The sequence below is a fragment of the Thalassospira alkalitolerans genome (genome assembly GCF_002115745.1).
Taxonomy (GTDB): Bacteria; Pseudomonadota; Alphaproteobacteria; order Rhodospirillales; family Thalassospiraceae; genus Thalassospira; species Thalassospira alkalitolerans.
In genome coordinates this window covers 1-12,100 of sequence record NZ_JFKB01000016.1, presented here as the reverse complement: position 1 = coordinate 12,100, position 12,100 = coordinate 1, and the positions used below count along the sequence as shown (strand labels likewise).

The 12,100-nt window shown below is 53.0% G+C and carries 11 protein-coding genes; 7 read left to right on the top strand and 4 right to left on the bottom strand.

Translation table 11 applies throughout. The annotated features are described in order from the left end of the window. Positions 1 to 67: 67 nt before the first annotated feature. Positions 68 to 442 (bottom strand): DUF423 domain-containing protein, encoded by a 375-nt coding sequence (locus TALK_RS18015; protein WP_085620545.1) that lies wholly within the window; start codon positions 440 to 442, stop codon positions 68 to 70. Between the two features lie 279 nt (positions 443 to 721). Beyond that, entirely contained in the window at positions 722 to 1,405 is a 684-nt protein-coding gene (locus TALK_RS18010) for a Crp/Fnr family transcriptional regulator (RefSeq protein ID WP_245830028.1), read from the bottom strand. A gap of 266 nt (positions 1,406 to 1,671) precedes the next feature. Here TALK_RS18010 and TALK_RS18005 point away from each other — a divergent pair, with 266 nt between their 5' ends. Continuing rightward, a complete protein-coding gene (locus TALK_RS18005) occupies positions 1,672 to 2,508 on the top strand; it encodes an alpha/beta hydrolase (RefSeq protein ID WP_085620544.1) in 837 nt (278 codons plus the stop codon). A 162-nt stretch (positions 2,509 to 2,670) separates the two neighbouring features. Further along, complete coding sequence (gene ggt / locus TALK_RS18000) at positions 2,671 to 4,455, top strand: gamma-glutamyltransferase (RefSeq protein ID WP_139833876.1); 1,785 nt, start codon at positions 2,671 to 2,673, stop codon at positions 4,453 to 4,455. 58 nt (positions 4,456 to 4,513) lie between these two features. On the opposite strand, the gene TALK_RS17995 is transcribed toward ggt, so the two are convergent. Beyond that, positions 4,514 to 5,194, bottom strand: a complete 681-nt coding sequence (locus TALK_RS17995) for an HAD family hydrolase (RefSeq protein ID WP_085620543.1) — start codon at positions 5,192 to 5,194, stop codon at positions 4,514 to 4,516. An 11-nt stretch (positions 5,195 to 5,205) separates the two neighbouring features. After that, entirely contained in the window at positions 5,206 to 5,559 is a 354-nt protein-coding gene (locus TALK_RS17990) for an ArsC/Spx/MgsR family protein (protein WP_085620542.1), read from the bottom strand. A gap of 142 nt (positions 5,560 to 5,701) precedes the next feature. Between TALK_RS17990 and dusA the strand changes: the two genes are divergently transcribed. The 5 genes from dusA (at position 5,702) to TALK_RS17965 (ending at position 12,077) form a co-directional block, all read left to right on the top strand. Then, entirely contained in the window at positions 5,702 to 6,697 is a 996-nt protein-coding gene (gene dusA / locus TALK_RS17985; protein WP_085620541.1) for a tRNA dihydrouridine(20/20a) synthase DusA, read from the top strand. Next, the gene (gene mnmC, locus TALK_RS17980) at positions 6,694 to 8,721 is read left to right on the top strand and encodes a bifunctional tRNA (5-methylaminomethyl-2-thiouridine)(34)-methyltransferase MnmC2/FAD-dependent 5-carboxymethylaminomethyl-2-thiouridine(34) oxidoreductase MnmC1 (protein WP_085620540.1); all 2,028 of its coding nucleotides are present in this window, start codon (positions 6,694 to 6,696) and stop codon (positions 8,719 to 8,721) included. The genes dusA and mnmC overlap by 4 nt, the downstream gene beginning before the upstream one ends. Continuing rightward, positions 8,718 to 9,914: a 3-phenylpropionate MFS transporter gene (locus tag TALK_RS17975; protein WP_085620539.1), complete on the top strand. Its 1,197-nt coding sequence runs from the start codon at positions 8,718 to 8,720 to the stop codon at positions 9,912 to 9,914. Before mnmC ends, TALK_RS17975 begins: the two co-directional genes overlap by 4 nt. 31 nt (positions 9,915 to 9,945) lie before the next feature. Continuing rightward, on the top strand, positions 9,946 to 10,803 hold the full coding sequence (locus TALK_RS17970; protein ID WP_085620538.1) for a class I SAM-dependent methyltransferase: 858 nt from the start codon (positions 9,946 to 9,948) through the stop codon (positions 10,801 to 10,803). A gap of 92 nt (positions 10,804 to 10,895) precedes the next feature. Continuing rightward, entirely contained in the window at positions 10,896 to 12,077 is a 1,182-nt protein-coding gene (locus TALK_RS17965; RefSeq protein ID WP_085620537.1) for an MFS transporter, read from the top strand. Positions 12,078 to 12,100 lie beyond the last annotated feature (23 nt).

Below are 12,100 nucleotides of genomic sequence, written 5' to 3'. Positions count from 1 at the left end.
GAACGGTCTCCTCCCCCGGCAAAACAGCATTCTGCCGCGAAGCGGTTTATTCAAACCAAGATGATCATCAGGAAAAACGTTTCCACCCTGCCCCGGCCAACATCAACCAACCGGCAATGAAAGACAGCCCGCCAATCGGGGCGACCATGCCAAAGGCACCGACCCCGGTAAAGGCAATGGCATAAAGCGACCCGCAGAAGAACAAGATCCCCACCAGCATCGAATACGCCGCCCAACGCAACAACCGTTCATCGGGCACCTGATGGGCAAGGGCCGCAACAGCCGCCATACCAACCGCATGGATCAATTGATAATGTGCGCCCTTTGCAACCAAATCGCGGGCATGGATCATTTCGTCGCCCACCATCGCATGAGTAGCAAACGCCCCCAAAGCAACCGCCATTGCCCCGTTCAGCCCGGCCATAACAACAGATAACCGCATGAAGTCATTCCTTGAATTGGAGACAGGTCTTAAGTCTGACGATCAATACTTTATCGGCCCCAATCCCCCCGCGCTATGATGAAACGCAAAAAAAATGGCCGTACTCTTTAAAGTACGGCCAGTAAACTCTCTTGGGGGAGATGTGCCGGACCAATTAAATGCCCGTCACCCCCTTTATCTATCGTGCATGACAGATCAGTTCTGTGACACTCGTCACAATTTGCAAAACATTTACAACTTTTTACCGATATTTCGCCAATATCCTGCTGTCAGCTAAAATCAGTGAATAGATTCACTAAGGAATTCTTCAAGACGCCGGACATCAGGCACGTGTAATCCTGTCTCGATTTTATTGACCAGCCCCTTGCGGGCCAATGTGCCCATCACCCGTGCAACCGTCTCGCGCGAGGTGCTGACACGTCCGGCAATGTCGGAATGAACCGGCACCGGGCTTAGCAAAGCAGAACCGTCATCGGTGATCTCGGTCTGCGCGCAACGCAGGATTTCGGCCACAACACGTTCGTTTGCGCCAAGGGTACTGACATCGACAATACGCCGTGTCGATGTCCGCACAATACGCGCCAGTTCATGGATAACATTCCAGGCAACTGACGGATGGTTTTTGACAATTTTTTCAAAATTGGCCGGACTGACAATCGCAACATCGGTGTTATTAACCGCCAGCACACAGGCCGAACGCGGTTCACCGTCAATTGCCGACAGATGCCCAACGCAGCCGCCAGCACCAATTTCTTCAAGCGTAATTTCGCGCCCGGAAACAGAATAGTTCACGATCCGAACTTTGCCCGACAAGATCAGATAAACATCCGAACTGTCCGATTCTGGCTCAATGATCTGAGCCCCCGATGAAAACGTTTTCCGATTGATATGACGTTCGACATCCGCAAGCGCTGCATCATCGAGCCCCGCAAGAATACCGACCACAGATAATTCCACCATCATCTTCAGCTTTGCTTTTATCTCGTTGTCATTCACTTGCCGATGCTATGGCAGCCTGTGCCGCCATGCGCCGTTTTTCCACTGTCCCGCAAATATCATATGCAAAGCAAACGACACTGACAATCATTGGTGGTGGTTTTCCGATACAATTGTATGAGTTTTGCATATTCAAACGAATGCCATAGATGCGAAAACTGCATTTTTATGCTAAGGTCAAAACTTGGGTTTGGTTATCTTGCCTGAGACACTTCGCATCCAGGAGGCCTGTCATGAGTCCCGAATTGGAGATTTTTCGCAGAAGCCCGACTGGCAAACCAAAATGCAAAACGCCAATTATTTTCGTCCATGGCGCCTTTACCGGGGCGTGGTGCTGGAACGAACATTTTTTGGCCTGGTTTGCCGATCAGGGATTTGAAACCATTTCATTTTCACTGCGTGGCCACGGCGGCAGTGGCGGCCGACAATTACGCAGTCTTGCCTCGATCGATGATTATGTCGAAGACCTTGAAACTGTCGTTGAGACGCTGGGTCAAAAGCCAATTTTGATCGGCCATTCGATGGGCGGCTATATCATCCAAAAATATCTTGAAAAACATAGTGCCGCCGCCGCCGTCCTGATGGCATCGGTCCCGCCCGAGGGCCTTATGGCCAGCAATGCCATGATGGCCATGGCCCAGCCGGACCTGTATTTGCAAATGTTCTGGTTACAGGCCATCGGTCCGCACACTTTGCTGCGTGAACGGCTGGGACGCGCCATGTTGTCCGCCGATATCGCCGAAGATGAAGGCATGATCTATTTCGGGCGACTTGAAACCGAAAGCCACAGGGCCCTGATGGATATGGCAGGTACCAATCCCGTATTCCTATCCCCGACCGACGTACCGCCAATGTTGGTGATGGGGGCACGCAATGATGAAATCATTCAAAGTGAACTGGTACATCGCACGGCACAGCGTTACGGCGCGGATTACCTGCTTTTGGATGATATTGCCCATGCCATGATGCTTGATGCCAAATGGGAAAAGGCCGCACAGGGCATTGTTCAATGGCTGGAAGCCAATGTGGTTGAAAAATCACAACGCTCGGCAAAAAAATCTGCCGCCTAGATTGATCCCAAAAGAAAAATAACCTTTTAAAGGCAGGATGTTGGCGCATTCTGCCTTTTGTTTTTTTGCCACTGTTGAACTGTTGTCTTTCCAAAGAGTTCTATTTCTGGAAGCATAGACAAGCAAAACCACAACGAAAAGGCTCGTGACATGACGCCCCGCATGATCAACGGTTTCCATTTCAAATCCTTTTTAATGGCCCGTGTGGCCGCCGGTTTTATGGCGGGGTTCATTGCCCTGCCCGTGCCGGTACAGGCACAACAAGCCACCGATGCAATTGCGCCAGAAAGTACAATATCATCAAATTCAAACCGCAAAGCCGTGCAAGCACCGCACTGGATGGTAAGCGCAGCCAACCCGCTTGCGGTTGAAGCCGGCGCAAATGTCTTGCGGCGCGGCGGCAATGCGATTGATGCCATGGTCGCGGTTCAAACCATGCTGGGACTGGTCGAGCCACAGTCATCCGGACTTGGTGGTGGTGCGTTCCTTGTTTATTACGACGCGCGCCGCGATAAACTGACAACACTGGATGGGCGCGAAACCGCCCCAATGGCCGCCACCCCGACCCTGTTTCAAACCGAAGACGGCGAACCGATGAAGTTTTACGATGCCGTTGTCGGCGGCCGGTCGGTTGGAACACCCGGCACGCCTGCCTTGATGAAAACCGCCCATGAAAAATGGGGGCAACTTGAATGGCCGACCTTGCTTGCCCCGGCGATTGAACGGGCCGAAATCGGGTTTAACGTCTCATCACGATTGGCCGGGTTGATTGCCGAAGACGGTGAAAACCTTACGCGCGACGAAACAGCAAAGAATTATTTCTTTGATGACAACGGCACGCCGCTTCGTGAAGGGGCGCTTTTAAAAAATCCGGATTATGCCAAGACCCTTAAGACATTGGCGCAAAACGGAACGGATGGATTTTATTTCGGTCCGATTGCCAACGATATTATTGCCAAGGTACAGGGGGCAACATGGAATCCGGGTGTTTTATCCCTGAAAGATTTGGCAAATTATACGATCAAGGAACGCGATCCGGTCTGTGTCGATTACCGGGGTTATGAGGTATGTGGCATGGGTCCACCATCATCCGGGGCCCTGACCGTCGGGCAGATTTTGGGCTTGATCGAACCATTTGACATTGCCGGTTTCGGACCAAAATCGGCTGAAAGCTGGCGATTGATCGGCGATGCATCGCGTTTGGCCTTTGCCGACCGCGGACGATACATGGCCGATATTGATTACGTGCCCATGCCATTAACCGGATTATTGGATGAAAACTATCTGGCAGAACGTTCCAGACTTTTGCACAGAGGCGACGCCCTTTCCGATATCGAACCCGGTCACCCGGCATTTAGCCACGCGATGCGCCTTGCCGATGACGAGGCCATCGAATTTCCCAGCACCAGCCATTTTTCCATCGTTGATGCGATGGGAAATGTTGTGTCGATGACAACAACCATTGAAAACGGATTTGGATCACGTTTGATGGTACGCGGGTTCATGCTTAATAACGAATTGACCGATTTTTCGTTTAAAACCCACAGCGACGGTGTTCCAATTGCCAACCGACTGGAACCGGGCAAACGCCCGCGATCCTCGATGGCACCAACCATTGTCATGCAAGCCGGAAAACCGGTGATTGCCGCCGGGTCACCCGGTGGATCGCGGATTATCGGTTACGTTGCACAATCGCTAATCGCGATGATTGATTGGGGAATGGACCCGCAACAGGCGATCAACATGCCCCATCTGGTCAACCGGTTCGGGACTTTTGATGTTGAAGCCGGGACCACGGCGGAAATACTTGAACCGCATTTGCAGCAACGCGGATTTAAAACCAGCATCCGCGACCTTAATTCCGGCCTGCATATCATCAATATCACCGATCAGGGCCTGATCGGCGGGGCTGATTCCCGACGCGAAGGCATCGTGATCGGCGAATAACCGGACCTCCGAACATAGGGGCAGCGATTTCGCGGCCCCTATGGTGTTTTATGCGGTCCTATGCCAACCAACCTGAAAGCAGATCCAGCAACGCACGATGATCACTTGCGACATAATGCGCGTCGGCCGCCAACAAATCATCGCCCGAAGTTAAATCGACAAGACCAATGGTCGTTGCCCCCGATGCCACACCGGCCCGAACACCACTGATACTATCGTCGACCACCACACAATCGAGGATCGGAATCCCTATTTTCTGTGCCGCTAACAGATAAACATCGGGTGCCGGTTTAGCATGGGCAACATCATGCGCCGAACAAATGCGTCCGCGAAAACGATCTATGAGCCCAACCTTGCCAAGCGAGACATCCATCTTGTCATGTGGGCCGTTACTACCGATTGCCATCGGAATACCCCGGGCATCAAGCAAATCAAGAACAGCACCGATCCCGGAAAATGGTTTCAGGTCTTTTTTAAATGCTTTGAATGTTCTGGCATAGCATTCGTCAAGCCAGCCATCAGGAAGTTTGACCCCGAATGTTTCAGCCATTTTCGGACCAACAGATGCCAAAGTCCCACCAAGAAAAAAGTCATGGCTTTGTTCCGGCGTCATGTCACAGCCATACTCGCACAGCAAATCTGTCAGCACCTGATTGGCAAGATTTTCGGTATCAACCAATACACCATCGCAATCAAAGATAACGCCACGCACCACCGGTTTGGTTACTATTGCATCCATGTTTGCGTTCCTTATATCCCGGCCAGTTCGGACCAGCGTGTTTCGTTATAGGCAACCGTGCGGGTTGCACCGAAATCAACAACCGGACGTTTGATCACGGTCGGATTGGCGGCCAAAATGGCCGCAGCCGCCCCGCCATCATTTTCAAGCACGGCCTTGTCGGAATCGGAAAGATTGCGATAGCTTGGCCCGCGTTTGTTAATCAGGATTTTGCCACCAACGTCACCAAGCCAGCCTTCGATGGTTTTGGCATCAATTCCGTCAACGCGGAAATCGTGAAATTTGTGATCCAGCCCCTTGGCTTCGAACCATTTCAGGGATTTCTTCACCGTGTCGCAGTTCTTGATGCCATAAATCGTGATCATAAATTCTTCCTGTGTCTCGCAAAGCGCGATGCAGCCATGCATCAATGAATGAGTTTTGACCCTAAATCCCGGAACATATATAAAGACCGCGCCCGGAAAACGGCAACCCCATTCACGTGCACAGGTTCAGGAACAATTCGGTATGACTGTCAATCGGCGTATTTCCGTCGCCCCGATGATGGATTGGACGGATCGACATGATCGCTATTTCTTGCGGCTGATCAGTCGGCATGCGTTGCTTTATACCGAAATGGTGACGACCGGTGCGATTATCCATGGTGGTGCGGATCGGCATTTGTGCTTTGACGCGGCCGAGCATCCCGTTGCGTTGCAACTGGGTGGCAGCAACCCGGATGATCTGGCGCGCGCCTGTGATATTGCCAATCAATATACCTATGACGAGATCAATCTGAATTGCGGTTGCCCGTCTGATCGCGTGCAAAACGGCGCATTTGGTGCCTGTTTGATGGCAACCCCCGATGTGGTGGCTGATTGCGTTAAAGCAATGATTGGTGCCAGTGATGCGCCGATCACGGTCAAGAACCGCATCGGCATTGATGATCAGGAAGATTATCCGTCACTGAAACGCTTTGTTGAAACGGTTGCCGATGCCGGATGCACAACATTCATCGTTCATGCGCGCAAGGCTTGGCTGAAAGGCCTGAGCCCCAAGGAAAACCGCGAAGTTCCGCCGCTTCGATACGAACTTGTTTATCAATTGAAACAGGAATTGCCGGAACTGGAAATCCTGATAAATGGTGGTATCACGACGCTGGATGACACAGAAGAACACCTGAAACAGGTTGACGGCGTGATGATCGGGCGCGAAGCCTATCAGAACCCCTATGTTCTTTCGGATGTGGATCGGCGTTTTTACGGTGACGATACTGCCCCCCTGACCCGCCATCAGGTGGTCGAGGCGATGCTGCCTTATATCGATGAACACCTGAAATCGGAAAACGGCACGCTTGGCCATGTCACGCGCCATATATTGGGCCTGTTCCAGCAGATGCGCGGGGCCAAACAATGGCGCCGTTACCTTAGCGAGAATGCCCATCGCAAGGATGCCGGGATCGATACCGTGCGCGAAGCACTGGCACTTGTTGCCAAAGAAGACGCCGAGGCGCTATCTGCATGAGCGCAGATGATCCATCCAATGATAAAGACGAAATAACGGGCGACATCATTTGGCGCGACGGCAATGTTCCTTTTTCCCCGCAATTTGGCGATGACTTTTACAATCCCCAAAACGGGTTGGACGAAGCGCGATATGTTTTCGTCGACGGCAATAACCTGCCCGGTGCATGGCAATCACGCGAAAACTTTACCATTGGAGAGACCGGGTTTGGGACAGGATTAAATTTCCTGGCGGCGTGGGATTGCTGGCAAAAGGACCCGGCACGGTCCAAAAGACTGCATTTTGTATCGGTCGAAAAATTCCCGTTATCGCGGGATACTATCGCACGAGCACATCACAATTGGCCGGAACTGAAGCAGCTTTCGCACGCGTTGCTGGATCAATGGCCAACCGGAACGATGTTACCCGGCATTCATCGGTTTGAATTAGCCGATGGCGCGGTCACTTTGACGCTTTTGATCGGTGATGCGATCACGTGCTATGGCGATTATCAAGGCGCAATTGATTGCTGGTTCCTTGATGGTTTTGCACCGTCGCGCAATCCCGATATGTGGCAGCCCGAATTGTTTAAGGCCCTTGTCGCCGCCTCAAGCCAAGATGGCGCGACATTGGCAACCTTCAGCGCGGCACGTCTTGTGCATGATGGCTTGCAACAAGCCGGGTTCACGACCCGCAAGCGCAAGGGATATGCCTATAAACGCGAGATGATCACCGCCCATCTTACGCCAGATAATCGATCAGCCAATCTTAAACGATTTGATGAAAACCCCTGGTATGCGGTGCCCAAGGCCACCGTAGGAAAACGGATCGCGATCATTGGTGGCGGCATGGCCGGTGCAGCATGCGCATATGCACTGGCAAAGCGCGGATGTGATGTCACGCTGTTTGAAAAGGCCGGGCAACTGGCGGGTGGTGCATCAGGTAATCCGATTGGGATGCTTGAACCGTATTTTACCGCCGATCTATCCATTCCCGGTCGGTTTTACGAAGCCGGTTTTCGCTATAGCCAACGGCTGGTGCGGCGATTGTTGAATGTCGGCAAGATCGAAGCCGATTTCTGCGGCGTTCTGGATCTGGTCACGGAACCAAAGGACAAAGAACGTCACGCCGGAATGATGCGCCGCCTTTGCGACAGTCCCGAATTGGTGAAGGTCGTTGACCGCCAAAGTGCAAGCGCTATTTTTGGCATGCCTTTGCCCGATGGCGGGTTGTTTTATCCCGATGCTGGTTGGGTCAACCCACCGTCCTTTGTTACCTGCCTTGTCAATGGGATTACCCAATACACGGGAACCGAAATCACGGCAATTACCCCCGACAGTACGGGCAAAACCCTTTACGCGCGCGATGGCCGCAAGTTTGGGCCGTTTGATGCCGTGGTAATTGCCGGTGCAACCGAAACCATCGGCTTTGACCAAACCAACTGGCTGTCAACATACCTTTATCCGGTACGCGGCCAGATTAGCTATTTTAGCGATGACGCCCTGCGTCAGACATATGGCCCGCAAACCGACATCCATTGCGTGTTGAGCCACCGGGGCTATTTGACCCCGGCGCATAAGGGTATTCATGTTTTCGGGGCGACATTCGAACGCAATGATGACCAAACCGACCTGCGTGATGCCGAACACGACTTTAACCTAAACCAGCTTGGCAAGGTTTTGCCGAAATTGGCCACATCACTTGACCCGGCTGTTATGGATGGTCGGGCAGGCATTCGGACCGCAACGCCAGATCATTTGCCTGTGGTCGGACCGGCACCGGATTACGCGGCGTTTCTTTTGGCCTATCACGATATAGACAAAGGCAAAAAAGGGGCGCGATATATCGATGCGCCCTACCACAAAGACGTGTATATCTGTACCGGCTTTGGGGCACGCGGCCTGATCGCCGCCCCGCTTGCCGCCGAAATACTAGCCAGCGAGATTTGCGATATGCCCCTGCCGCTTGAAAAATCCCTGATGGATGCGTTGCACCCGGCGCGGTTTATCGTGCGCGGCCTTAAACGACGCCAGATCATCGCATGATTGGCAAGTTCGGCATTCCATCCTTTAACGACCCGCGTATGAAGACGGCAACCGTGCTGGCGCTGTTTTTTGTCGGCCTGTTCCTGATACAGGGGGTTTTTCTGCCCTATTGGCCGGTCTGGCTGAAAAGTCAGGGGTTATCAGCCGGTGAAATCGGTATTTTACTCTCGCTGCCCAATTGGGTGCGTGTCTTTGCCGATCCACTGATTGCGCAACGTGCAGACCGCACCGGCAATCGCAAAACGCCGATGCTGTGGCTGGCGGGTATTTATGTCATCACCATTCTGGCCTTTCCGGTATCAAGCGACTTTTGGTGGCTGGCCGGATTATCGGTGGTGATCGGGTTTACGTTTTCACCGCTTTTGCCGCTTGGCACGACAATTACGGTCCATGAATGCAAGACGCACGAACTTGATTACGGGCGGGTGCGTCTTTGGGGGTCGCTTGCCTTTATCGGGGCCTCCTTTGGTGCTGGTCTGGTGCTGGATGGCACATCAACAGCATGGATTGTCTGGATGCTGTTTGCGGCCGGGATTATCAATTTTGCGATTGTCACCCGCATGCCCGATCCACAAACGGATCGTCCGCTGCGGTCGGGATCATCGCTGATTTACCTTTTGCGCAAACCTGTTTTCCTGATTTATCTCGGCTGTATCGGCTTTGCCCAAGGGTCACATGGTACGTATTACAGCTTTGCCTCGGTCCATTGGGAAAGCATCGGCTATCGCCATGATGTGATCGGTGCGTTCTGGTCCATCGGGGTGATTGCCGAAATTGCCCTGTTTGCCTTTGGCGGGAAATATGTCCGTGGGCTCCATCCGGGTATTTTGTTTGCCATCGGGGCGGCATCAGGTGTGCTGCGCTGGACGGTTCTGGGCCTGACGGATAATTTCTGGCTGATCATCCTTGTCCAGCCATTGCATGCCATGACATTTGGCATTACCCATTTGGCCGCTGTCAGCTTTATCGCGCGTGCCGTCCCGTCACAATTGGCGACATCGGCGCAAAGCCTGATGGCAACATTGTCCATGGGGGTGTTTCTGGGCAGTTCGATCTGGGCATCGGGGCCACTTTATGAGCATTTCGGATCACATGCCTATTTTGCGATGACCGGGCTTTCGGTTATTGCGTTCTTCTTTGCGCTTTGGCTGATCCGGCGCTGGCGCGGCGAAGACAACACATTTTGCGATTGATTCAATTTCAGGATCACCGGGGGAAGATTTAATGACCACAATTCCGATTTCACGGAAATGGCGCCGCTGGAAACTGGGGCTTCGCACCTTGTTTGGCGCGTCGCCCGCCGGTTATTTCATCCCGTATCGTTATGCTGCCGAAACCGCCAAGGCCGCAGGTCGGCCGCATTACCCGGCAATCGAGGCCATGATGGATCAGGCCGCACCGACCATGAAGGCCTGGCTGACCAAGGCATCAAAATATCAGGAAGAATTCGCCAGTTTTGGCAATGCCACCCCACCCGATCCGCGCTGGCAGCAAAGCTGGTTTCCGCGACTTGACGGGATGATGGCCTATGTCCTGACGCGTGAATTTCGCCCGGAACGCATCGTTGAAATCGGCTCAGGCCATTCGACCCGGTTCTATTATCGTGCGATCCATGACGGCGAACTTGAAACCAAATTCCACGCTATCGATCCGGCCCCGCGTGCCGATATTGCCGCCCTGCCAATCACGGTCGAGCGCACCATCGTGCAAAAAGCCGATCCGGCGATATTCAAGACATTGTCGGGTGCCGATATCCTGTCGATTGATTCAAGCCATATCCTGATGCCCGGCACGGATGTTGACCTGTTATTTTCAACCATCATCCCGACATTGCCAAGCGGGACGATCATTCACATCCATGACATCACCCTGCCCGATGATTATCCGGAAATCTGGCATTGGCGCGGCTATAATGAACAACAGGGTGTTGCGTCGCTTTTGGCTGGCAACGGTTTTGAAATCCTGTGGTCAAGTGCCTATGCCACCACACGTCTGGCAAGTCTTGTTGATCAATCAATTGCCAATAGCATTCATCTGCCCGATGGGGCGATTGAAACCAGTTTGTGGTTATGTAAAAGGTAACCTGAACCAAATACCAACCGAAAACGACGGGATGACAAGCCCCGCAATCCTGCCCGGAAAACGTCTGCTCCATATGCCCTAGGATTTAGTCGATGTCGCGAACTGCCACACCCGGCATCAGCCGGGGACTGACATTTGTCATGGCAATTGCCGCCGGACTTGCGGTTGCCAATATCTATTACAATCAGCCGATGCTTGGCATCATCATGGCCGAGTTTGATCACAGCAGCACCGCCGCCCTGATCCCGACCGCGACACAGTTGGGCTACGCCGTTGGTCTGTTCTTGCTGGTCCCGCTGGGCGATCTGTTTGATCGGCGCAAACTGATTGTCCTGCAATTCCTGTTACTTGCCGTTGTTCTTGTGATTGAGGGCGCGGCACCTTCGGCGACAATCTTGTTTGCAACATCTGTTTTGTTGGGGGCGTGTTCGACCGTTGCCCAACAGATCATTCCGCTTGCGACTGCACTGGCCCCGCCCGAAAGCCGTGGTAAAACCATTGGCACCGTCATGGCCGGGTTATTATGTGGCATTCTTTTAAGCCGAACATTGGCCGGGTTTGTATCAACGCATCTGGGCTGGCGCGAAATGTTCTGGCTTGCCGCCCCGCTGGCGATCATGGCGGCCATCCTGATGGCAGTGATGTTGCCACGTGACAAACCACGCACATCCATCGGTTATGGCGAGGCATTGTTATCGGTCCTGTTCCTGTGCAAGGAACAACCCGCCCTTCGCCGTGCCACCCTGACACAGGCAGCATTGTTTGGATCATTTTCTGCGTTCTGGACGATACTGGCGCTGCATTTACAGGAACCCGATTACCAGATGGGGGCCGATGTTGCCGGGATGTTTGGGGTTCTGGGCGCGATTGGTGTTTTGGCCGCCCCACTTTCCGGCAGGCTTGCTGATCGTTATGGCCCAGCACGGGTTATTGCAGCGGGCGTGATTGTTTGCGTGATTTCCTGGCTAACCTTTGGGCTTTGGACCGCCCTTGCCGGATTAATCATTGGCGTGATTATTCTGGATTTCGGGGTGCAAAGTGCGATGATTTCCAACCAGCACGTGATTTTCGGCCTGATGCCAGAAGCGCGTAGCCGGATTAACACGGTTTATATGACCGGCATGTTTTTGGGTGGATCATTTGGATCGGCCGGGGCAACCTATGCTTGGGGATTTGGTGGTTGGCCGGCAGTTTGCGGTTTTGGCCTTACACTTTCAGTGCTTGCGATGATCCCGTCCATGACGCGGCTCAGAGCGAGCCCCAGACCACACTAGAGCGGTTCACGTTTTTACAGAAA